This window comes from Devosia salina (assembly GCF_019504385.1).
Classification (GTDB): domain Bacteria; phylum Pseudomonadota; class Alphaproteobacteria; order Rhizobiales; family Devosiaceae; genus Devosia; species Devosia salina.
Genome location: NZ_CP080590.1, coordinates 2,480,430 through 2,503,056 on the forward strand (window position 1 = coordinate 2,480,430; position 22,627 = coordinate 2,503,056).

The window sequence follows — 22,627 nt, forward strand, 5'->3', positions numbered from 1 at the left end:
AAGCTAGCGCGATTCGCCCTCCGCCGCCCCGGTCCCGAGATGCTTCTCCACCAGCCCGGTCAGCCGCGCGATCTGCTCCTGCTGGCTCAGGATCAGCCCGCGCATGTCCTCGTCGCGCAGCCGGTCGACCTTGTCGTGCAGCGCCATGATCTCGATCTCGGCCTTGAGATTGACCTCATAGTCATGGGCGGAGACCTCGCGGTCCTTGGCCGCCTGCCGGTTCTGGCTCATCATGATCACCGGCGCCTGGATGGCCGCCAGCATGGAGAGCATCAGATTGAGGAAGATGAAGGGATAGGGATCGAAGGCGGCGCCTGCCAGCAGCAGGTTGAGACCGGTCCATGCCAGGAGGCAGACGCCGAACCCGGCGATGAACCACCACGATCCGCCAAAGGCAGCAACGCCATCGGCAAGACGCTGGCCCAGGGTCAGTTGCTCGTCGAATTCGGCGGCCGGGTCGCGCGAGACCGCGCGCTTGTCGATCGCCTGCTGCAGGATGGCCCGCTCCTGGGTCGTGAGTTCGGCGGCATCCTTGCCCAGAAAACGATCGGCGGCGTGGAGCAATCTGGAATTGACGTCGTTTGGCATGTCAGACTCGTTCGCAAGGGGCCAGTGCGGCGCGAGATTAGCCCAAAATGCGGCCGGATATGCATGCGGTAGTCAAATACCGCGCAGCATGCTGACAGCAGCCGCCGGCGCGGCGCGCCAGAATGACGATGAATTGCACCAGGGAGCCAATGACCATGACCATCCAGCACATCAACCCGACCGGCATGTATGTCAGCCCGGTCTTTTCGCAGGGCATCATCCTGCCGGCCAATGCCCGCATCCTGCTCATCGGCGGGCAGAACGCCGTCGATGCGAACGGCCAGATCGTGGGCAAGGGCGATGTCGCCCTGCAGTCGGAAAAGGCCATCGACAACATGCTCAAGGTGCTTGAGGCCGCTGGCGGCAGCCTTGAGAACCTCGTCAAGACCACGATCATGCTGCAGGCCGACGCCGACCTGGCCGCAGCCTTTCCCGCCTGGGCCAAGGTCTGGGGCAACCGGCCCAATCCGCCGACCGTGACCGGCATGAAAGTGGCAGGCCTGGCCAATCCCGATTTCCTGATCGAGATCGAAGCCATGGCCGTGCTGCCATGAGCCCGCGCCTGCGGCCGTTACGGCCGCGAGAGGACATGCCGGACTTTGTGAGCGAGGCCCTGGAGGCCCGTGGGCTGCGCGCGCAGTACGAGGCCCGCCCGCCCTATCAGCGCAACGACTATCTGATGTGGATCAACAAGGCGCAGCGCGAGGAGACCAAGCGCAAGCGCCTCGACCAGATGCTCGATGAGCTCGCGGGCGGCGGGGTCTATATGCGCATGAAATGGAACGGCTGACCTCAGCCCAGCGCACTCCGGGGTTCGGTCTCGTCGCGCTCCCAGGCATGGCTGTTGTCGATATGGGAGAGCGACCAGGCGAACACCTTGTGCATGGCGCGCAGGTCGCGCGCTGCCACCGCCTCTTCCAGCAGTTCGTTCATCCGCATCTTGGCGGGCAGGTGACCGGGCGGACCGAGCCGCTCGAACTCGACACCCACGCCCTGCTCCACCCAGGCACCGATCATGCCGGCAAAGTCCTCGGACACGAGAAACGCCGTCAGATCGAGGATCAGGAGGGTGATGGTGTCGTCGCCAAAGGATTCGGAGCGGATGACGACGCCGCTCTGCCGGGGATGCCATTCCGGCCCCAATTCGGGCAGAAAGAACCAGCCACAGAAGAACCCACGGCAGACCGTGGGCCGGGCCTCATAGACCGTACATCCCTGCCCCGCGACGCAATGCCCGCAAAGCGTATTGGCCGGCTTTTGCAGCTCGGGCGCATGGATGGGCGGAAAGGAACAGCAGGCCGTGCAGCCTTCGCAGTCCCTGCCGCTGATCGGTACCATCGCCATTCTCGGAGCCTCCTTGCAGCGGCAAGCATGACCGCGCCGACAAGGATTTGTCCAGCACGGCAAAACGAAACCAAAAGAAAACATCCGAGCGTCTTGATCTTTCGTTTTGGCGCTCTAGTCTGCAGCGCCAAAGGAGGCCGGCATGCGACAGCTTCTGATCGTTTTTCTGCTTGTGATGACAGGGAGCATGGCCTTGGCCGAAGACAACCGGATCGACCATCGCCTGCCCGACGCGCCGGAACTGGCGCAGCCCGGTCCGCATGCCATCGGGGTGCGGACCCTCGATTTGCTCTACACCGATCGCCCCGATGTGCTGACCGGCCCCGATTCCCGATACGACCGCCCGCTCAAGGTGGAGGTCTGGTATCCGGCCGCGCTGGGCGACACCGCACCCGGTGGCACCTATCCCGATGTCCAGTTGGCCAACAGCACGGCGACTGTGACGCTGCGGGGCCAGGCGGTCCGCAATGCCGCGCCCGACCCGGCCGGAGGGCCCTATCCGCTGGTCATCATCTCGCATGGCTATCCGGGCAACCGCTACCTGCTCAGCCCCTTTGGCGAGCATCTGGCCAGCCATGGCTATGTGGTGGCGAGCATCGATCATTTCGAAAGCACCTATGAGAACAAGCTCGGCTTTGCCAGCACGCTGGCCAATCGGTCGCCCGACCAGCTCTTCGTGCTCGACCAGATGGCGGCGCTGTCGGAGGCCGATGACGGTTTCCTGGCGGGCCTCGTCGATGCCGAGCACAGCGCCATCATCGGCTATTCCATGGGCGGCTATGGCGCGGTGATCAGCGCCGGTGCGGGCCTCTCGGACGCTGCGTTGACCTCGGGCATGGCGCCGGCAGGTGCGCTCGACGCCCTCGCCGCCGGATCGGAGGCCTACCAGGCGGCGGGCGACCCGCGTCTCACGGCCGCCGTCGCCATTGCCCCCTGGGGCGCGCAACTGGGCATGTGGGACGAAGCGGGCCTTGCCGGCATCGAGGCGCCGCTGCTGGTCATCGGCGGTACCCAGGACGAGATCTCGGACTATGCCAATGGCATCCGCCGCATCTTCGAAGGCGCGATCAATGCCGACAGGTATATGCTGAGTTTCCAGGGCGCAGGGCACAACGCCGCCGCCCCCATGCCGCCACCGACCGAGGCGCTCGAACAGGGTGGGCCGGGCAGCCCCTACGAGCACTATGCCGATTTCGTCTGGTCCAATGTGCGCATGAACAATGTCACGCAGCATGTGCTGACGGCCTTTTTCGGGCTGACACTCAAGGGAGATGAAGGCATGGCGCGTTATCTCGATCTCGCCTCGGGCCCGTGGACCGAGCCGGCCGGCGACCGCGACTGGCCCGGTTTCGGCCCGCGCACCACAAGAGGCCTCGTGGTCGAGCACTTGCCGGCCAGCCGCTGAGCTTCAGCACCAGCTGCCGCGATAGCCCTGCCACGCCTCAGCCAGCCCCTCGGCGACCATGGCCATGCCGACCGACTGGCCATCGCGCCGGACGATCCTGAGCTTGCGGCCATAGCGGTCCTCGTCGCGGTCGATGCGGGCAAGCGTGAACGGCCCGGCATTGAGCAATTGCGTGAGCCGCTCCGTTGCCCGCCGCCCCAGCGCCGCCTCCTGCGCGCATTGCGGCGAACTCACTTCGGGCGTGTTGATGTCGGCGATCCTGATCTTGGTACCGTCCAGCCAGAAGGTGTCGCCATCGACCACGCAGGTGACGCGCACGAACCCGCACGCAGCGAAATTGCGCGTGATGGCCTCCTCACCCCTCGCGGCCGTCTCGGCGGGCGCCGTCCTCAGCCACGCACCGACATCAAGTTCCTGCAAACCAAGAACCGCCAGCGCGCCCAGCATCATGGCCAGCATGGCCGTGGGAACGATGGACAGCCGGCCGAGCAGTTTCCGGATTTGCCGACGCCGTTGGCCGCGCCGCCAATAGGCCGGATTGGTTGATCGCATGCATGCCTCCCATTGGGTGAAAGCATGCAGTTGAGCTGTTAATCCGAGCTGAATTGAACGGTGCGGATTTGCATCTGCCCATGGGCTCCCCTATATAGAGAGTGCCCGCAAGGGCTATGGCGATAAACTGTCATTGTAATAAACCCATCGGACCCGGGGGCAGTACCCGGCGTCTCCACCATCTCCCCTTCCGGGGGAGCCAATGGGGACGAAACAGGATCGACGAGGGCGTAAAGAGTGTGCTTTCGCTCGGCATTGTACCGCCGTTATCGGGCTAAAACTTATAGTTGCCAATGACAACCATAAGGCTCCGGTCGCTCTCGCCGCGTAAGCGGTGCTAGCACTGGGAATTAAAGTCCTTCGCTCCTAGCCGGGCGACAGGCGGGGTTCGCAGGCACCTGGCAACAGAAGCCTGCACTCAATCTCCCATTGCCTGCCGTTCCAGATGCCTTTGTCCTTGAAATCTCTTGGAACGTAGGGCTGATATGGGCCATTCGGGATTCTCCCCGAGGTGACTAGGAGACAAGGGCATCATGGCCGAAGACCACATGCGATACGACATTCTCGCCCAGGAAGCCCTGCGCGGCGTCGTGCGCAAGGTTCTGGCCGAAGTGTCCCGGACCGGCCTGCCCGGCGAGCACCACTTCTTCATTTCCTTCGCCACCCGCGCGCCCGGCGTGCGCATCAGCGAAGAACTGCTCAAGCAGTACGACAAGGAAATGACCATCGTGCTGCAGAACCAGTATTGGGACCTCAAGGTCACCGAGAGTGCCTTCGAAGTGGGCCTGAGCTTCAACGGCCAGCCCGAAATGCTCCACATCCCCTTTGCCGCCATCAAGGGCTTTTTCGACCCCAGCGTGCAGTTCGGCCTGCAGTTCGACCCCGCCACCGCCGCTGACGATCGCGACGCCGAGGAGGTCGAGGCCGATGTCGAAACCGAAGAGGCCGCGGGCGACACACCTGCCCCCGAAGGCAGCGGCGAGAAGGTGGTGAGCCTGGACGCCTTCCGCAAGAAGCCCTGACGCAGACGCCAGGGCATGGACAAGCGCTCCTTCTCCATTGCCGGTCACCGCACCTCGATCGCGCTCGAACCCGATTTCTGGAACGGTCTTGAGGCGATGGCGGAAACGCGCGGCATGAGCCTGGCAGGCGTCATTCGCGAGATCGACGAAACCCGCCAGACCACCAATCTCTCCTCAGCCGTGCGGCTTGCCGTGCTGGCCTGGTATCGCGACGGGCACAAGCACTGAAGGCTGAGGCAGAGCATGCTCCAAGACCGTTCGCCAAGCAGCAGTTGAACGGCAGCGGCGTCACTGCCCCGGCAGAAGATCGATCGGCTCGTTGACACTATTGCCGATGGGCTGGTTGACGCCCGGCTGGAAGCCGAGGTCGAGCGGCGTATCGGTGCCGGTGCCGTCCAGTGGGGCCTGTTCCTCGAGCAGTTGCTGCTCTTCGAGGCGCCGCGCTTCTTCCTCGGCGGCCAGCCTTGCGGCCTCTTCGGCGGCCTTGCGCCGCTGCTCCTCGATCAGCCGGTTGCGTTCCTCGGCGGCCGCGCGCTGGCGGGCCTCATCTTCGAGCCGCAGGGTTTCGAGCCGCTCGACCTCGAGTTCATTGGCCCGCACCTGGATGGCCGCCACCATTTCGCTGAGGTCCAGCGTGACCTCGGGCGCCAGCAGCGTGCCCGCGACGCTGGCGATAATCCGCGCCGTATCGGTTTGCACGAGGCCTGTGGGATCGACATAGTCGCGCGGCGTCAGGACGAAGCGGCCATTGAGGCCCAGTCGCTCCAGCATGAGATTGAGGCTGCCGGCCAGCCGCCCGCCGGTCCCCTCGACGATGAAATTGGCCAGGCGCACCGTGCCACCCGCGATGGAAAAGGCGCCGCGCGCCTCTTCGGCCACGAACTGGCCCCGCGACAAGGCCAGCCCGATCAGGGTTTCGAGCGCATCGGCCTCGGTATTGAGCACGTCCTCGATCCCGGCGATGGCCGGGAAGACATCCGGGGTCAAACCTTCGACGCGGAAATCGGTAACGGCGAAATTGCCCTCGCCCGTCATGCTGCGCATGACATCGGCCAGGCTCGCGCCCGTGCCCTCGAATTGCAGCCCGCCATCGATGCGGCCGGAAAGGCCCGCCCCCACCGCCGCCGGCGCAATGGCATCAAGATCGACGCCCACCAGCGTGACCTGCCCGGACAGGCTCCGCTCGGCCAGCGAACCGGCACAGCACTGGTCGAGCGACAGCCGCAGCGAACCGCCGCCGACTTCGCCGGCAAGGTTCTTGATCGACGCCGATTCCGGCGCCCAGGCATAGGTGAACTCAGTCTGGCCAAGGAGTTGACTGCCATTGGCGCTCAGCGCCGGGGTGGCAATGTCGATCTCGCCCCGCGACGGGCGTTCGACCGCATTGGCCGCCAGCGGCCCCTCGGGCCAGACGCCCTCGCCGGTGCCGATCAGCGCATCATTGCCCAGCAGCGAGGCGACGAGCGCCCCCGCTTCAACGCTGTCGATCGACAGCTGGCCGGTAAAGCTGGGCAATTGCCCCAGGCGCTGCATCGAGACCCAGCCGCCAAAGCCGACATCTCCCGACACGCCGGCAATGGTGCCCAGGGACAGGGTGCGCAGCCCCGCAAAGGTGACGCCGGCGCTCGCCTCAATGCCCGGCAGGCTGGCGCCGCGCGCCCCCGCCAGCGCCGCAATCCCGCTTGCTTCATCGAGCATCACGTCGATGGTGCCCTCGCCGCTGACCTCGCCGCTCTGCGATAGCCGCAAGCCGCCGAAATAGCTGATGGACTGCCCGCCCTGGCTGAGCGCGACCCTACCGTCGAACCCGTCGCCATTGTTGCCTTCGACAAACAGGCTCGCCACGAAACTGTCCTCGCCGGCAAAGAGAGGAACATCGGCGAGCCCGAGCTGCGCCAGCGCCGCCTCGCCATCTTCGCCCTCCAGCGACACCACGAGCCGCAGGTCGTCGCGCGACAATTCACCCAGTCCCCCGGACATCTCGGCGCGCAGGTCAAGCGCGGAAGCGCCCAGGGACCCACCCAGCGTCAGGACCTGGCCGCTGCCCTGTTCGGCCTCGGCGAGCAGGAACTGCAGATCGGCCGGCCAGACGCTCTCCAGCCCCTGCTGCCAGCCAAAGGGCACGCCGGCCATTTCATAGACGGCGGCAAGCCCCGGCGCGTCAGCTGATGCCACCGCCAATTGGCCCGAGCCGGTCACCCGCGGATCGCTGAGCGTGCCGGAAAAGCGCATCGTGGAACTGAGAGAAAGGCCGCCCCAGTCGCTCGCCGACAGCCTCGAGAACCGGATGGCCGCAGGCGACCACTGCGCCTCGGCCACCAGGTCCCGGGCCGGCAGGCCCAGCACATCGACCGTCCCGGCCGTGATCGAGAAGCTGCCATCGGGAAAGCTGATCAGGAAATTGCTGTCGCCCGTCACATCGGGCACCAGCGCCAACAAGGCCTCGGTTTCGCCGCTATCCAATTGCCCCAGTTGCAGCACGGTATCGAGCCGCGGCTCGGCGCCGAAACCGATGCGCATCTCGAAGCCGGCCTCCTCGCCGTCCAGCAGCAGCCGGCCATTGCTCAGCCCCAGCGCATCGCCTGCCAGCATCACCCGTCCATGCAGCGAACCGGGCATGTTGAACAGGGGATTGTCCTCGCTGGGCCGTTTCCACAATTGCGAAAGCGCCTCGAGGCGGGCCGCCTCCACGCTGGCATCGCCGCGGAAGCCAACGGTGCCGCCATCATTGGTCACCACGCCGGCAAACCGCACTTCGGTTTCGCCGGGGAGCTGGGCCACCGCCTGCTCAACCGTCCAGCGCGCGCCATCCGTCGTCGCATCGACCCGCACCTCCCGCAGCGCGAAACCGCGCAGGCCGACTTCGGCCAGGTCAATGCCCAGCCGCCCCGGCATGGGCGGCAGCGGCGGGGCCGGTATTTCCGACAGAAGCCGCACGAATTCATAGGGCAACTCGCCGGGCACCTCGGTGGCGTCACGCGGCGGCAGCGAGAACACCCCGCCCGAAACCACGGCATCAAAGCTGCGCCGCTGCCCAAGCTGGATGCTCGCCGCGCCGGTCAGGCGCATGCCCGCCCGGTTTTCATCGGGATGCAGCGTATAGCCGGACAGGACCACGCGATCGGACGAGGCCGTCACCGCGCTTTCCAGCACCAGGTCCCCGCGAATGTCGTCGGCCGCCTCGGCCTCGGGCGGGGCCTGCCGATAGGTCATGTCGCCCTCGAAACGCGGCGCCGCGCCGGCGGTCAGCACGCCCTCGACGGTAAGCGAGAACCCGCCGAGCGCCTCATGCACGAAGCTCGATATGCGCGCCTTGCCGTCGGCATCGGCGGTGCCCGAATTGACCCTGAGGTCATAGCGCACATCGCCATAATCCGCACTGCCCTGGAACTGGAACGGCCCGGCAAAGCTGGAAAGCCTGAGATCGCCATCAATGCGATCGAGGGTGAAGGTCTCGGCGGAGCGCAGATCCTCGAGCCGGATGCTGCCATTGCTGATGCGGGCATGACCCAGCGCCACTCCGGACCCAGCGCCACCCAGATCGACGCCACTGCCGAACAGGCCGTTCTCGTCCACCGTGAGGTGCACCACCGGCGCTTCGAGGCTGAGCGCGGTGACATTGTAGATGTCGCGCAGGAAATCCATCAGCGCAAATTCCGCCTCGACCGCCCCGACCGTGGCCGCCGGGCCTTCCGGATCGCCCACGATCACATCGGAAAAGGCCAGGCGCGGGCTGGGCAGCAGCGAGAAGGAGATATCGCCGCGAATCGAGACCTCGGCCCCGAGCACGCCCGAGGCCAGCACCTCCATGCGGTCGCGATAATCGCCCCACTGGATGAAGCGCGGCGCGATGAAGGCGCCGGCCAGCACCACAATGGCGAAGATGCCGACCACGATATAGATGCGATTGAGCACTGTGCCTGATCTGCCCCGGCTGAAACTGCCGTGAGTGTAGGCAGTTGCGGGGCATGCGCAAGCCCGCCATGACGCCTTTTGAGGAAAGCAAAGGGGCATGCAACAATCGCACCCTCTGGCTTGCCACCTACCCCCACCCTTGGTCCCTCCCCACAAGGGGGAGGGAGACGATGAACACGGGCAACTCGGCCCTTCGCCTCCCTCCCCTTGATGGGGAGGGAATGAGGGTGGGGTGACCGCGCAATCGTGCAAAGCAAAGAAAAACGGCCGGGCAGATGCCCGGCCGTCTACAAGGTCAAGGAGGTGACCTTAAAGAGAACCGATGGACCAGAACATGGTTTCACCCGAACTGTCGTCGACACCGTCATTGTCGGTGACCACGAAGCCCTCGCCGCTGGCGTCCACGGCAAAGCCTTCCACCTTGTCGAGCACATAGCCACCGGTGGAGGTCAGGTCGGGGATGAGGTCGCGCACCAGGGTCTTGGTGACGGTCGGCAGTTCGCCGCCCAGCGCGCCCGGCACCAATTCGCTGACCGGCACGCTGTAGAGCGCCTTGAGCTGGGCGTTCTCGCCGATCTGGTTGTCGCGCTCGACGATATAGACCTGGTCGCCATGGGCGGTGATCTCGGAAAGACCGACCCAGGCACCGTCAGCCGGGGCTTCGAGCGGATAGTTGACCGCGCCCCATTCGCCACTGGCGATATTGTAGGAGACGAGCTTCACGGTGCCCTTGGCGTCGTTCTTCCATTCGCGCTGGATGGCGATCCAGAGCGTGGCGTCGTCGCCCTCGCCCACCATGGTCACGCCTTCGGCACCAAAGCGGATTTCCTCGGCCAGCAGTTCGGCCGGGAAGGCCACTTCCTTGACGATCTCGCCATCGGCATCGACATGGTAGAGCGCATGCGGGATCAGCCGGTCGGTACGGCCTTCGGACGCCAGCCAGAACCCACCTTTTCCGTCAAGCGTGATGCCTTCCAGATCCAGCTTCTGCGCCGGATGGCCATTGCGCGTCACCACGGTCTTGGCGGTGATGCGGGCGGGATGGCCTGTGGCGTCGATGGTGTAGATCGAGGGCTGCGCGCCCAGGAAACTGTCGGACACGCCATAGAGCATGCCCGGCTTTTCCGCATCGGCGACCAGGCCCGAAAGCGCCACCCAGCCCAGCGGCCGGCCATCGGCGTCAAGATCGGACATGATATGCGGATAGGTGGGAGCGTCGGCTTCGGCCAGTTCGAAGATCGAGACATGGCTGCGGGCAAGGCCATCGGCACCGAGATCGGTCTCGTTGGCGGTGACAAGGAGGTTGCGGGCCGGGATGGCCACGGCACCTTCAGGACCGATGCCGGAGGGCAGCGCCTGGACGAATTCGGGCTCGGCGCCGGTATCCTTGTAGATCGCGACGAGCGAGGCACGCTCCATGCCGATCATCAGATAGGTGTCATCGCCGAAGTGAGCGACGTCCACGCCTTCCGGCTCGACACCCTTGGCGTCGGATCGCTTGTCCGGATAATGGCCGAATTGGGCGGCCAGATGGTCAAGCGAAGCGCCGCTGTCAAAAAGCATCTCGCCGGCCTTGTTGAAGATCGAGAAGCTGCGCGAGCCGCCATTGTAGTCGCCCTCATTGGCAACGACGAAGCGCTGGTCATCGATCCACTTGACCGCGTCCGGCTCACGCAGACGGTCGGCCTGCTTGCCCGTGAAATCGAGCGAACCATTGTCCTCGGTGTCGATGCTTTCGAGGGTCACCGAACCGGCGGAGAAATGCGCGGTGACGGTGCCAGAATTGCCATCGACGATGACGAAGTGGTTGTTTTCCTGGAGGGAAACCACAACCTCGTTGAGGCTGTTGATCGACACATATTCGGGCTCGGGATCATCGCCGGCAATCTCGGCAAGGCCCGTGAGGTCGACGATTTTGAGGGTGGAGCAATCCACCGCGCCATCGACGACATTGACCAGCGCCAGCGCACCGGCCGGCATCTGCGGGAGTTCGCCATCGTTGAAGTCTTCGTCGCGCTCATTCTCGATGGCGACGGCAATCAGCGAGCCATCGGCATTGCGAGCCACGGAATCGGGCTGGCCGCCAAGGTCGCAGGTGGCTTCAACTGTCTGGGTCGCCAGATCGATGGTGGCAAGATTGCCCGAGGGCTCGGTATAGCTTTCCGAAGTGTTGACGCCGGCATAGACCTTGCCGCCATCCACCACCACGGTGGTCGGCTCGCCATCAAGCGCCAGGAAGCCCGCGGCCTTGGGTGCCTTGGGGTCGGCGATATCGACGAACCCGATGCCGCCAGCGGGGCTATCGGAATAGATGAGGGTCATGCCGTCTTCCGAGACGGTGATGATTTCGGACGAGGTTTCCTCCGCGTCGGGCGTGTTGAGCGCGACCGGGAAGCTGGCAATGCGATTGAAATATTGGGCGGCCTCTGCGCCGGCCGTAGAAAGGAGCAGTGCTGCGCTCAGGGCAGCGAGACGCTTTTGAGCAATCATGATGGGTCCCCCAGAAATGATGCGGGCCCCGCTTAGGCGTGGTGGAAAACAGACCGATGACGCTTGCATGACGATGCCGTGACAGGCCGGACTTCTATACAGGCGCGGCCGCCATCCCTATATTGGCGGGCAAGAACAAAATGAGATTCGTCAAGGCTTGGCTGCGCACCTGTCCCGGAACGCGCGGACCTTGGAACAAGAGCGCGCATGCCCGACACTGCCCCCCTGCCCCGCCCCCAAGGCGGCCCGATCACCAGCCAGCTCCGGCAGAATGCGGGGCCGGACTATCTGTCCGGGCTGAACCCGGAGCAGCGCGAGGCTGTGCTTTCAACCGAGGGCCCGCTGCTGGTGCTCGCGGGGGCCGGCACCGGCAAGACGCGCGTGCTGACGACCCGCATCGCGCACATCCTGCGGGAGAAGAAGGCCTGGCCCTCGGAAATCCTGTCGGTGACCTTCACCAACAAGGCGGCCCGGGAGATGAAGGACCGCATCGCCTATCTCGTCGGTAACGCGCTTGAGGGCATGCCTTGGCTCGGCACCTTTCACTCGATTTCGGCGCGCATCCTGCGCCGCCACGCCGAATTGGTCGATCTCAAACCCCAGTTCACCATTCTCGATACAGACGACCAGATCCGTCTCATCAAACAATTGCTGGAAGCGGAAAACATCGACGAGAAGCGTTGGCCGGCCCGTCAGTTCGCCGGCATGCTGGATGCCTGGAAGAACCGCGGCCTGCTGCCCAAGGACGTGCCCGCCGCCGACAGCGGCTATTTCGCCAATGGCAAGGGTGGCAAGCTCTACTACGACTATCAGGCGCGGCTGAAGACGCTGAACGCCGCCGATTTCGGCGATCTTTTGCTCGAATGCATTCGCCTGTTCCGCGAGAACCCCGAAGTCCTGGCCGAATATCATCGCCGCTTCAAATACATCCTTGTCGACGAATATCAGGACAGCAACACGGCCCAATATCTCTGGCTGCGCCTGCTGGCGCAGGGCAAGCCTGCCAGCGAAGCCAATATCTGCGTGGTGGGCGATGACGACCAGTCGATCTATGGCTGGCGCGGCGCCGAGGTGGACAATATCCTGCGCTTCGAGACCGATTTTCCCGGCGCCAAGGTCATCAAGCTCGAGCGCAACTACCGCTCCACCGCCAATATCCTCAAGGCCGCCTCGACGCTAATCGCCTATAATGAAGGACGCTTAGGCAAGACGCTCTTCACCGACATTGCCGAGGGCGGCGAGCCGATCTCGTTCACGCAGGTCTATGACAGCGAGGAAGAAGCCCGCACCATCGGGGAGGAAATCGAGCAATATCAGCGCCAGGGTGAAGCGCTCAATTCCATGGCCATCCTGGTGCGCGCCTCCTTCCAGATGCGCGAATTCGAAGAGCGCTTCATCACGCTTGGTCTCAACTATCGCGTCGTCGGCGGCCCGCGCTTCTATGAGCGCAAGGAAATCCGCGATGCGCTGGCCTATCTACGGCTGGTGGCGCAGCCGGCCGACGACCTCGCCTTCGAGCGCATCGTCAATGTGCCCAAGCGCGGGCTGGGCGACACCACCGTCAAGATGCTGATGGAGACCGCGCGGCACATGCAGGTGCCGCTGCTGCAGGCCGTGCGCATGATGGTGGAAACCGAGGATCTGAAGCCCAAGCAGCGCACCACGCTGCGCGCTCTTGTCGGCCAATTCGATGACTGGGCCTATCGCGCCGAAACCCTGCCGCCCTACCAGCTCGTCGAGCAGATCCTCGAGGAAAGCGGCTATATGGACATGCTGAGCGCCGACAAGTCAGTCGAAAGCCAGGGCCGCAAGGAAAACCTCAAGGAACTCAGCCGCTCCATGGAAGAGTTCGAGTCGCTCGGCGGTTTCCTCGAACATATTTCGCTGGTCATGGACCGCGACAGTGCCGATTCCAGCGATGCCGTCACCATCATGACGCTGCATTCGGCCAAGGGGCTGGAATTCGACACCGTCTTCCTGCCCGGCTGGGAAGACGGCACCTTCCCCAGCCAGCGCTCCATGGATGAAAGTGGCCGCGCGGGTCTCGAGGAAGAGCGGCGCCTCGGTTATGTCGGCATTACCCGCGGCCGCAAGCGCGTCCGCATCTCCGCCGCCCAGAACCGGCGCATCCACGGCCTCTGGCAATCGGCCATTCCCAGCCGCTTCATCGACGAACTGCCGCCTGACGCGGTGGAGGTCACCGACCGCGGCTCGGCCTATGGCGGCTATGGCTATGGCGGCGGTGCCGCGAGCCGCTTCAACAAGGCCGACCCCTTTGAAAGCGTCTATGAAACCCCCGGCTGGCAGCGCGCCCGCGCCAACCAGGCCAGCCGAAAAGGCGATGGTCCACTGACCATCGAGGGCGACCTCGTCGCCCGCTCCGTCGACCTCGGCGGCCAATCGAGCGGCTACGCCTTGGGGGAACGCGTGTTCCACCTCAAATTCGGCTATGGCGAAGTCATCCAGATCGAAGGCAACAAGCTGACCATCGACTTCGAAAAGGCCGGGACCAAGAAGGTGCTGGAGAGCTTTATCAAGAAGGGGTAGCGAGGCCAAAGACCGAGACGCCACTGTTCATCACCTCCCTCCCCCTTGTGGGGAGGGTAGCGCCGCTGGACCCGAAGGGTCCTAGCAGAGCTGGGGTGGGGGTGCAGGGTTATCAGCGCATTCGCGGTCGGCTGCCTCCCGCCAGTCCCCCACCCTCATTCCCTCCCTAAGAGGGGGAGGGAGGCGATGGAACCGCCAGGATACCCTTGCGTCCGCCGCCGTCCTCCCCACATTCTCCTGCACCAACAGGAGCCAAACCCATGATCATCTCGACCACCCCCACCCTCGAAGGCCGACCCATCCGGGATTATCTCGGCATTGCCACCGGCGAGGTGATCGTGGGCGCCAATATCTTCAAGGACCTGTTTGCCGGTATCCGCGACATTGTCGGCGGCCGGGCCGGCGCCTATGAGGGCGCCTTGCGCGACGCGCGGCAGGAAGCGTTCCGCGAGCTGGAAGCCGAAGCCCGCCGCATGGGCGCCGATGCCGTGGTTGGCGTCGACATCGACTATGAAGTGGTCGGCCAGGGCGGCTCGATGCTGATGGTGTCCGTTTCGGGCACAGCGGTGAAGCTATAAACACCCCCACCCCGGCTGCGCTGTGGCCAATCGGCCAAGCTACGCGACCCTCCCCACAAGGGGGAGGGAGACAATGAAGCCGGCGCCTCGGCGATCTTGATACATCGCCTTGCCGCCCTCGGGCCCGACCCGAGGGCCATTATCGGCCCGGCACGCGTTGCAAACGGTCCTCGGATCAAATCCGAGGACGGCTCTGCGCCTTAGGCAACCATTTGCCCCGGCCTACTAAACCCCGATGCCGCCCTGCGGCTCGGTCTCGAAGCGCTGATCGAAGCCGGCGATCATCGGGCGGGCCCTGCCGATCGTCTCCTGCACATGGGGCAGATGCAAGGAGGCCTGGTGCTGCTCGCGGCTGTCCCAGACTTCGCTGATCCAGATGCCGTTGTCGCTGCCCGGGTCGCGCGCGATGACATAGGAGCGGCAACCCGGCATGGGCGCGCTCCCTTCCAGCAATAGCGCCAGCAATTCCTCCCGCCGCCCCTCTGCCGCCAGCATGCGGCCGATCAAGCCATACATTGCGCCCTCCATGTTGCCGAACAAATCATGAACACGAAGCGCGGACCCCGTCAAGGCCCGCGCTTGACTCGGCCCCACCCCTGCCGCAATGAAAGCCACCCCAATTCCCGAGGCCCGCCATGTCCGTCGACCAGCTTTCAATTTCGCTGACCAAGGAGCAGGCCTATGCGCTTGTCGATGCCGTTTCCGAGCGCGACGACCTGGCGCTGACCGCCTCGGCGCATGAAAACGAGGAGACCGGCGAGTGGGTGTTTGAAGCCACCTGCGATAGCCCGCCGGACCTGGCGGCCTATGCAGCGCTGGCGCGGCAGGTGCTGGGCGGCGATGTGAGCTTCTCGGTCGAGCCCATCGACCCCGAGGTCAACTGGGTTGCCAAGTCGCTCGAAGGGCTGGCGCCGGTGATCGCCGGCGGTTTCTATGTCTATGGCAGCCACGAAACCGGCACCATCCCCGAGGGGCTGACGCCGATGAAGATCGACGCCGCCCAGGCTTTCGGCACCGGCCACCACGAGACCACCACCGGGTGCCTCGAAGCCATCGAGGCCCTGCTGGCGGACCGCAATCCGGCCCGCATGATCGATATCGGCACCGGCACCGGCGTGCTCGCCATCGCCCTGGCCAAGCGGCTCGAAGCGGTGATCCTGGCCACCGATATCGACCCGATCGCGGTCACCACCACGGTGGAAAATGCGGTCGAGAATGGTGTCGGTGACCAGATCGACGCCATCGAGGCCGCCGGCCTCGACAACCCGGAAATCGCCGCCCGCGCGCCCTATGACCTGGTGGTCGCCAATATCCTCGCCGGTCCGCTGGTTGAACTGGCCCCGGGCGTGGGCGCCATCACCCAGCCGGGCGGCACCGCCATTCTCTCGGGCATTCTCAACACCCAGGCCGACGGCGTCATCGCCGCCTATGAGGCCGCGGGCTTTGCGCTCAAGGACCATCTGAAGCGCAAGGACTGGACCACGCTGGTGCTGGAAAAGGCCTGACAACACCCCTCATCCGGCGCTATGCGCCACCTTCTCCCACAAGGGAGAAGGAAGAACCGGAGTCTGCCGGCCGGCTTTACGCAACCCCGCTCATCCCCTTCCCCCCCTTGTGGGAGACGGTGCCCGAGGGCGGATGAGGGGTATTGGCCAAGATCCGCCCGTTCCCAAAGGCGATGAGAAGAACACCAAATAGCAAAATCCCCGAAGCGGGCTTCGGGGATCGGCATTGATCGTCAGCTAAAGTGCAGCTGCCTCAGGGGCGCTTGGTCACGGCGCCGATCAGCTGGTGCTGCATGCGGTAGCTGACCTGGCGGGAGGCTTCGCGACCACGAGCGTCGATAAGACCACCCAATGCGCTGCGGAAACCGTTCTTGCTCTCAGTCATCTTCTACTCCATGCGACGGACAGTCTGTTGCCGCCCGACATCGTCCATTTAGGCTGTTCGCGCTGCGCTGATAAGAGCTGCGCCGGCAGACCAGCCATGCCGTTCCTGCAGGGCAGGCTTAACGGCCGTTTACCTTGCGGCCCAGATCGTGCTCGCGCTCAAAGCGGGCAATGTAGCGCTCGGCCTGGCGGGTGCGGCCTTCAACAATGGCGTTGACGGCGCGCTGGAAGAAATTGTTCTGCTTGCTCATCGGTTCGTCTCCTGTTCTCTTGCCCTCAAGATAGGCTTTGCCCCGCGCAAAACCAGCGACAAGACAACAAGACAGCCATGCCAGGAGCGCATTGCTTCCTTGGGCGTGGTCAGGACGAGACATGACCGCAACACCCTTCGAACCCGCAGTTTTCCAGAGCTTTGAGGAGAAGGCCGACCCTTCCAAGGTCGCGCCGCGCCTCGCCGCATTGCGGACAGCCATGCAAAAAGCGGGCATCGATTCCGTCCTGGTGCCCCGCGCAGACGCCCATCGCGGCGAGTCGGTGCCGGCCAGCGAAGCACGCCTGAGCTATCTCACCGGCTTTACCGGATCGGCCGGCATGGCGGTGGTGGGCCCGGATAAGGCGGGGCTCTTTGTCGACAGCCGCTATACCCTGCAGGCCCCGGCCCAGACCGACACCGGCCTCGTCACCGTGCACGAGGCCAACCAGGGTAGCGCCAGCGAGGATCTGCGGCTCTATGTCCCGCAGGGCGGCACGCTGGCCTATGACCCCTGGCTGCACACGCCGGGCGAAGTGCGCGACATCACCGAAAAGCTCGCCGGCCACGCCCGGGTCGTCCCGCATGCCAATCTGGTCGACGCCATCTGGACCGACCGCCCTGCCCCACCGGTCAGCCCCATCGAGTTTCTCGGCCACAACCGCGCCGGCAAGACCTCTGCCGACAAGCTCACCGAGTTGCGCGCCACGCTGGGGGCCGACAAGGCCGACGCCACCGTGCTGACGCTGCCCGAGTCGATCTGCTGGCTATTCAATATGCGCGGCCGCGACGTGCCGAACACCCCCTTCGTGCTCGGCTTCGCCATCGTGCCCCAGGCGGGCCTGCCGACGCTCTTTCTCGACAAAGCCAAGATCACACCCGAACTCCGCCAGGCGCTGGACGGGATTGCCGAGGTGGCCGACGCCGCCACGCTGACACCGGCGCTAGAGGCGCTGGGCAAGGCGGGAAAAGCGGTGCTCATCGATCCCCAGACCGCCCCGGCGGCCATTGCCGAAGCCCTACGCAGCGCCGGTGCCCGGCTCATCGAGAAGCGCGACCCCGTGCTCGGCCCCAAGTCCATCAAGAATGCCGCCGAACTGGCCGGCATGCGCGAGGCGCACCGGCTCGATGGCGTGGCTCTCGCCAAGTTCCTGAGCTGGTTCGATGAAGAGGCGCCCAAGGGAGCGCTGACCGAAATCGGCATCGTCACCGCGCTCGAGGCCTTTCGCCGCGAGGAGCCGACCTGCGTCGATGCCAGCTTCGACACGATTTCCGGCGCCGGCCCCAATGGCGCCATCGTCCACTACCGCGTGACCACCAAGACCGACCGCCGCCTCAATCCCGGCGAACTGATGCTGGTCGACTCGGGCGCACAATATCTCTCGGGTACGACTGATATTACCCGCACCCTCTCCACCGGCGCCGCCAGCGCTGAACAGAAGGATCGCTATACCCGCGTCCTCAAGGGCATGATCGCCATTTCCAACCTGCGATTCCCCAAGGGCACATCCGGCGCCCAGATCGATGTGCTGGCCCGCCAGTTTCTCTGGCAGGACGGCGTCACCTACAATCATGGCACCGGCCATGGTGTCGGCGCTTTCCTAGGCGTGCACGAAGGGCCGGTCGGCATTTCTTCGCGCTACCCGACGCCGCTGGAAGCGGGCAATGTGCTCTCCAACGAGCCCGGCTATTACAAGGCGGGCGAATACGGCATCCGCATCGAAAACCTGATCGTGGTGCGCGAGGCCGAGCGCTATCCCGGCTATCTCGAATTCGAGACCCTGACGCTCGCCCCGATCGACAAGCGCCTGATCGACCAGGCCCTGCTGACCCCTGCCGAGCGCGACTGGCTCAACGCCTATCACGCACGCGTCTGGACCGAGATCGGTTCGCAGGTCACGGGCGCGGCCAAGGACTGGCTCAAGCAGGCGACGGCGGCTATCTGAGGCCGCCGCTTCACCAGAAGCCGAGCGGATCGGCCAAATAGTCGCTAAGGCGCCAGGTGCTGCCGACATCGGTGAAGGGCAGCACCACGTCATCGACCTTCCAGCCGGCGGCGCCCTCGTCGATGAGCAGGAAGGTGAGGCTTTGCCAGGCCTGCCCATCATAGGAGATGTCGACTGCCACGACCGCCTGACCGCCCTTGGTCTTGGCGTCCCCGATGGCAAAGTCCATGCCGCCCGAATCCTGGCCATTGATGAAGGGCGAGAAATCCAGCGCTCCGATTTCATCACCGCCCGCCATCACCGTTTCATCGGCTGATTTCAACAGAGCCGAAAGCCGCGCGGAGAATGCGTCGGTTTCGGCAAAGGCGCTGTCCGCATCGAAATTCTCCCAGTCCTCCGACGCTTCGATCTGCTCGTAGACCGCAACCAGCAGCGCCCTGGGGTCATCGAAGACCGGGATCGGCGCGGCCTGCGCGGGCGCAACGGCCGTCAGGGCCGCCAGGGCCAAAAGCACGGCACGCATCAATTGAACCATAGTGCGAAATCGGGCCAGCGATCGCCAAAGACGCGATTGCCCTCGGCAAAATCGGACGCGCTGGCGACCTTGCCATCCTTGAGGAAGGGGAGTGCGCCCTGCCCAGTGAACAACATCACCAGATCGGTTTCCGTCGCTGTGTCGAAGAAGAGCTTGAGGTCAAAGCCCTGGCGGAATCGCCAATGCGGCACCAGCAGGCGTCCGTCCAGGATCGCGTCGAGCGTATCGAGCGTTGCCATCCAGGCATCGACATGGGCCTGGGTGACCTTGAGATCGGGCACCAGCGAGGTTTGGCGCGGCGATGGCACCAGTTCCCGATCGTCATCGGTCTCCGCCAGGATCGCCTCCCAGTTCCGCCGCGACAGCGCCGTCACGGCCTTGAGGCGCTGCAGCACGCCCTGGAACCGGTCCCTGTCGACCACGGGAAAGTCCGCGGTGTGGATGGCGGCAATGAGATCGGCGATGAAGGTGTCGGTTTCCGGGTCCATCATCAGCGTGCCACCGCTCGAATAGTCCTGCATGGGCAGGCCGGATTTCGGAAACAGGCGATGGCCGACGGCCGCGAAGAATTCGGAAAAGTCATGGGCCAGCAGCAGGTCGGCCGGAGCGGCCGTCATCTGGCTGTAGCCGCCAAACCAGATCGCATCGGCGCGGTCGAAACCGATGGCCGTGTCCACCGGCGCGGTCTTGTTGCCCTTGGTCTTGCCCTGCGGCAGGTCCAGCGTTTCGCCCATCAGGGCTGCCAGCGTCTCGCCCTCGCCGGCCACCCCGTCGCCGTCGATGTCGAAGCGGACGCGCAGCGGATCGATGCGCACCACATAGTCGCCGCTCGTGCCCGCGGTTTCGAAACTCTGCCGGGCGCTGTCCAATCCGGCGACGAACGCATCCAGAATGGCGCGCGCGTCCACATAGGTGACGGGCTCCGGGTTCGGATTGGCCGGGCCGGTGCCGACGGGCGCATCGATGCCCAGCATCATGGCGGCGGCCGGCACGCGCGGGCTTACCGCGCCATGCCTGTACAGCGCCTGGGACAGGCCTTCGACGGCCCCGATCAGGTCGATCAGCCCAAGGCCGAAACAGGCGTCCATGTTGAACATGGCGCATTGCTCGTCATAGAGCGCCCGGTTTTCTCCGGCGGTTCCCGCATAGAGCAGCTCCGCCAGTTGATCCCCTGCAGGACCGGCAAAGGCGGCATTGGACAACAAGATGGCGGCCGCAACCGCCCCGACCAGTCTGCGCATGGCGCCTCCCCTGCACCGGCTATTTGCCGACGCGCTCGAACCATTCGTCTTCGCTGATAACCTCGATCCCCAATTCCTCGGCCTTTTTCAGCTTCGAGCCGGCACCGGGGCCGGCGACCAGTATATCTGTTGCACCCGAGACTGATCCAGCCACCTTCGCACCCAGCCGCTCGGCCATGGCCTTGGCCTCGGAACGGGTCATCTTTTCGAGCGAGCCAGTGAAGACCACGGTCTTGCCTGCCACCACGCTATCGGCCGAAATGGTGACCACATAGGGCTGCGGCTGCACTTCGGCCAGCAGGTCATCGAGCGCCTGCACATTTCGCTCATTGGCAAAGAAAGCCATGATCGAGGCCTGCACCGTCTCCCCGATGCCACCGATCTCGGGAAAGACCGAATGCCCATCCGCATGATGCGCGGCCGCGAGCGCCACCTCTCGGAACCGCTCGATCGTGCCGAATTCCTTGGCCAGCAGGGCCGCCGTGGTCTCCCCGACATGACGGATGCCCAGGGCATAGATGAAACGGTCGAGCTCGGGCGCCCGCCGCGCATCGATGGCGTCGAACAGCTTTTTCACCGAGACCGGCCCGAAGCCGTCGGCATCCTTGAGCTTCTTGATCGCCCGTTCGTCCCGCGCCTTGAGCGTGAAGATATCCGCCGGCCGGGCAATGCGCCCCTCCGCATAGAACTGGGCCACCTGCTTATCGCCCAACCCATCGATGTCGAGCGCATCGCGTGCCACGAAATGCTTAAGGTTCTCGACCGCCTGGGCCGGGCAGATCATCTCGCCGGTGCAGCGCCTGACGCTGTCGAGCTTGCCGGTCTTTTCGTTGAGCTCGCGCACGGCCTCCGATCCACAGGCCGGGCAGAGATGTGGGAATTGAAACGGCGCCGCCCCTTCCGGGCGCTTGTCGAGCACCACATCGACAATCTGCGGGATGACATCGCCGGCCCGCTGCACGATGACCGTATCGCCCACGCGCAGATCGACGCCATTGCGGATCGGCTCGCCATTATTGCCGATGCCCTTGATGTAATCCTCATTGTGCAGCGTGGCGTTTTCGACCACCACGCCACCCACCGTCACCGGCTGCAGCCGCGCCACCGGCGTCAGCGCCCCGGTGCGGCCGACCTGGATATCGATGCCGGTCAGGATGGTGGTTGCCTGTTCGGCGGGGAATTTGTGGGCGATGGCCCAGCGCGGCGCGCGCGCGACAAAACCCCAGCGCTGCTGCAGGTCGAGCCGGTCGAGCTTATAGACCACCCCGTCAATGTCATAGCCGAGCGTGGCGCGCTGCGCCTCGATCTGGCGGTATTGCGCAATCAGCTCCTCGGCCGACTGCGTCTTGATCATCAGCGGATTGGTGACAAAGCCCCATTCCTTGAACTTGCGCACCACCTCGGTCTGCGTTGCCGCCGGCGGCCGGGCATTGCCTTCGGCGTCTTCGGCAATGCCCCAGGCATAGGCGAAGAAATTGAGGTTGCGGCTGGCGGTGATCCTGGGATCCTTCTGGCGCAGCGACCCGGCGGCGGTGTTGCGCGGATTGACATAATCCTGCCCGCCGAACTTCGCCGAATGCTCCTTCAACCGCTTGAACTCGGCATGGGTCATATAGACCTCGCCGCGGATTTCGATCACCGCCGGCCAGCCCGAACCCTGGAGCCTGTGGGGGATATCGCCGATGGTCTTGAGGTTCTCGGTGATGTCCTCGCCCTCGGTGCCGTCGCCACGGGTGGCCCCGCGCACGAACACGCCGTCCTCATAGCGCAGCGAGGCCGAGAGACCGTCGATCTTGGGTTCGGCAGTGAAGGCCAGCACGAAATCGGGGTCGCGCAGGATGTCGGCCATGAAGAACTTCCTGGCCCGCGCCACGAAATCGGTCACGTCTTCATCGGAAAAGGCATTGGCGAGGCTGAGCATGGGCACGCCATGGCGCACCTTGGCAAAGCCTTCCGCCGGGGCCGCCCCCACCCGGCCCGACGGGCTATCGGGCCGCACCAGCTCGGGAAACGCCTGTTCGATCGCGTCATTGCGGCGCTTGAGCGCGTCATATTCCGCGTCGGTGATCTCCGGCCGGTCCTGCTGGTGATAGGCGACATCCGCCGCCTCGATCGCCGCCGCCAATCGCTCAAGCTCGGCGCGGGCCTCGTCTTCGGAGAGATCGACAACGTCTTTTTGGGAGGGTTCAGACATGGGGATACTCTATCTTCTTCCCCTCTCCCCTTGCAGGAGAGGGTGGAACGCGCAGCGCGAGACGGGTGAGGGATTCTGTCCGCGAGTCTGGCCCGCGTCCTGACATATCCCTCATCCGCCCTTCGGGCACC

The 22,627-nt window shown here is 64.9% G+C and carries 20 protein-coding genes and 1 other RNA gene; 10 read left to right on the top strand and 11 right to left on the bottom strand.

The features are described from left to right. Positions 1 to 3: 3 nt before the first annotated feature. Entirely contained in the window at positions 4 to 588 is a 585-nt protein-coding gene (locus K1X15_RS12075) for a DUF1003 domain-containing protein (protein ID WP_220303857.1), read from the bottom strand. 155 nt (positions 589 to 743) lie between these two features. Between K1X15_RS12075 and K1X15_RS12080 the strand changes: the two genes are divergently transcribed. Beyond that, positions 744 to 1,142 (top strand): RidA family protein, encoded by a 399-nt coding sequence (locus K1X15_RS12080; protein ID WP_220303858.1) that lies wholly within the window; start codon positions 744 to 746, stop codon positions 1,140 to 1,142. Between the two features lie 35 nt (positions 1,143 to 1,177). Beyond that, positions 1,178 to 1,378: a YdeI/OmpD-associated family protein gene (locus tag K1X15_RS12085; protein ID WP_220303859.1), complete on the top strand. Its 201-nt coding sequence runs from the start codon at positions 1,178 to 1,180 to the stop codon at positions 1,376 to 1,378. Positions 1,379 to 1,380: 2 nt separating this feature from the next. Here the strand turns inward: K1X15_RS12085 and K1X15_RS12090 are convergent, their stop codons facing one another. After that, the gene (locus K1X15_RS12090; protein ID WP_220303861.1) at positions 1,381 to 1,932 is read right to left on the bottom strand and encodes a YkgJ family cysteine cluster protein; all 552 of its coding nucleotides are present in this window, start codon (positions 1,930 to 1,932) and stop codon (positions 1,381 to 1,383) included. Positions 1,933 to 2,074: 142 nt separating this feature from the next. On the opposite strand from K1X15_RS12090, the gene K1X15_RS12095 reads away from it, so the two are divergent. Continuing rightward, a complete protein-coding gene (locus tag K1X15_RS12095) occupies positions 2,075 to 3,337 on the top strand; it encodes an alpha/beta hydrolase family protein (RefSeq protein WP_220303862.1) in 1,263 nt (420 codons plus the stop codon). Positions 3,338 to 3,340: 3 nt separating this feature from the next. Here the strand turns inward: K1X15_RS12095 and K1X15_RS12100 are convergent, their stop codons facing one another. Further along, positions 3,341 to 3,889, bottom strand: a complete 549-nt coding sequence (locus tag K1X15_RS12100) for a thermonuclease family protein (RefSeq protein WP_240549476.1) — start codon at positions 3,887 to 3,889, stop codon at positions 3,341 to 3,343. A 64-nt stretch (positions 3,890 to 3,953) separates the two neighbouring features. Here K1X15_RS12100 and ssrA point away from each other — a divergent pair. The 3 genes from ssrA (at position 3,954) to K1X15_RS12115 (ending at position 5,139) form a co-directional block, all read left to right on the top strand. Beyond that, positions 3,954 to 4,308: a transfer-messenger RNA gene (ssrA, locus tag K1X15_RS12105) on the top strand. 114 nt (positions 4,309 to 4,422) lie between these two features. After that, entirely contained in the window at positions 4,423 to 4,911 is a 489-nt protein-coding gene (locus K1X15_RS12110) for an SspB family protein (protein ID WP_220303863.1), read from the top strand. A 15-nt stretch (positions 4,912 to 4,926) separates the two neighbouring features. Beyond that, complete coding sequence (locus K1X15_RS12115) at positions 4,927 to 5,139, top strand: ribbon-helix-helix domain-containing protein (protein WP_220303864.1); 213 nt, start codon at positions 4,927 to 4,929, stop codon at positions 5,137 to 5,139. Between the two features lie 60 nt (positions 5,140 to 5,199). Here the strand turns inward: K1X15_RS12115 and K1X15_RS12120 are convergent, their stop codons facing one another. After that, the gene (locus K1X15_RS12120) at positions 5,200 to 8,826 is read right to left on the bottom strand and encodes an AsmA family protein (RefSeq protein ID WP_220303865.1); all 3,627 of its coding nucleotides are present in this window, start codon (positions 8,824 to 8,826) and stop codon (positions 5,200 to 5,202) included. 309 nt (positions 8,827 to 9,135) lie between these two features. Then, positions 9,136 to 11,316, bottom strand: a complete 2,181-nt coding sequence (locus K1X15_RS12125; RefSeq protein ID WP_220303866.1) for an esterase-like activity of phytase family protein — start codon at positions 11,314 to 11,316, stop codon at positions 9,136 to 9,138. Positions 11,317 to 11,523: 207 nt separating this feature from the next. Here K1X15_RS12125 and K1X15_RS12130 point away from each other — a divergent pair, with 207 nt between their 5' ends. Together K1X15_RS12130 and K1X15_RS12135 are read left to right on the top strand one after the other, a co-directional pair. Continuing rightward, positions 11,524 to 13,863, top strand: coding sequence for an ATP-dependent helicase (locus K1X15_RS12130; protein WP_220303867.1), 2,340 nt, complete (start codon positions 11,524 to 11,526; stop codon positions 13,861 to 13,863). 260 nt (positions 13,864 to 14,123) lie between these two features. After that, the gene (locus tag K1X15_RS12135) at positions 14,124 to 14,441 is read left to right on the top strand and encodes a heavy metal-binding domain-containing protein (RefSeq protein ID WP_220303869.1); all 318 of its coding nucleotides are present in this window, start codon (positions 14,124 to 14,126) and stop codon (positions 14,439 to 14,441) included. Between the two features lie 225 nt (positions 14,442 to 14,666). Here the strand turns inward: K1X15_RS12135 and K1X15_RS12140 are convergent, their stop codons facing one another. Further along, positions 14,667 to 14,957, bottom strand: a complete 291-nt coding sequence (locus tag K1X15_RS12140; protein ID WP_220303871.1) for a putative quinol monooxygenase — start codon at positions 14,955 to 14,957, stop codon at positions 14,667 to 14,669. A 119-nt stretch (positions 14,958 to 15,076) separates the two neighbouring features. On the opposite strand from K1X15_RS12140, the gene K1X15_RS12145 reads away from it, so the two are divergent. Beyond that, a complete protein-coding gene (locus K1X15_RS12145) occupies positions 15,077 to 15,946 on the top strand; it encodes a 50S ribosomal protein L11 methyltransferase (RefSeq protein WP_220303872.1) in 870 nt (289 codons plus the stop codon). Between the two features lie 253 nt (positions 15,947 to 16,199). Here the strand turns inward: K1X15_RS12145 and K1X15_RS21430 are convergent, their stop codons facing one another. Then, positions 16,200 to 16,331, bottom strand: a complete 132-nt coding sequence (locus tag K1X15_RS21430; RefSeq protein ID WP_268905699.1) for a hypothetical protein — start codon at positions 16,329 to 16,331, stop codon at positions 16,200 to 16,202. A gap of 118 nt (positions 16,332 to 16,449) precedes the next feature. Next, complete coding sequence (locus K1X15_RS21435) at positions 16,450 to 16,581, bottom strand: hypothetical protein (protein ID WP_276315264.1); 132 nt, start codon at positions 16,579 to 16,581, stop codon at positions 16,450 to 16,452. 121 nt (positions 16,582 to 16,702) lie between these two features. On the opposite strand from K1X15_RS21435, the gene K1X15_RS12150 reads away from it, so the two are divergent. Further along, entirely contained in the window at positions 16,703 to 18,526 is a 1,824-nt protein-coding gene (locus K1X15_RS12150; RefSeq protein WP_220303873.1) for an aminopeptidase P family protein, read from the top strand. Positions 18,527 to 18,536: 10 nt separating this feature from the next. On the opposite strand, the gene K1X15_RS12155 is transcribed toward K1X15_RS12150, so the two are convergent. Genes K1X15_RS12155 through ligA form a run of 3 tightly spaced genes read right to left on the bottom strand, consistent with a single transcriptional unit; the run spans position 18,537 to position 22,496 of the window. After that, positions 18,537 to 19,049, bottom strand: a complete 513-nt coding sequence (locus tag K1X15_RS12155) for a DUF3828 domain-containing protein (RefSeq protein WP_220303875.1) — start codon at positions 19,047 to 19,049, stop codon at positions 18,537 to 18,539. Then, positions 19,049 to 20,302 (bottom strand): hypothetical protein, encoded by a 1,254-nt coding sequence (locus K1X15_RS12160; RefSeq protein WP_220303876.1) that lies wholly within the window; start codon positions 20,300 to 20,302, stop codon positions 19,049 to 19,051. The genes K1X15_RS12155 and K1X15_RS12160 overlap by 1 nt, the downstream gene beginning before the upstream one ends. 19 nt (positions 20,303 to 20,321) lie before the next feature. Then, positions 20,322 to 22,496: an NAD-dependent DNA ligase LigA gene (gene ligA, locus K1X15_RS12165; protein WP_220303878.1), complete on the bottom strand. Its 2,175-nt coding sequence runs from the start codon at positions 22,494 to 22,496 to the stop codon at positions 20,322 to 20,324. Between the last annotated feature and the right edge of the window lie 131 nt (positions 22,497 to 22,627).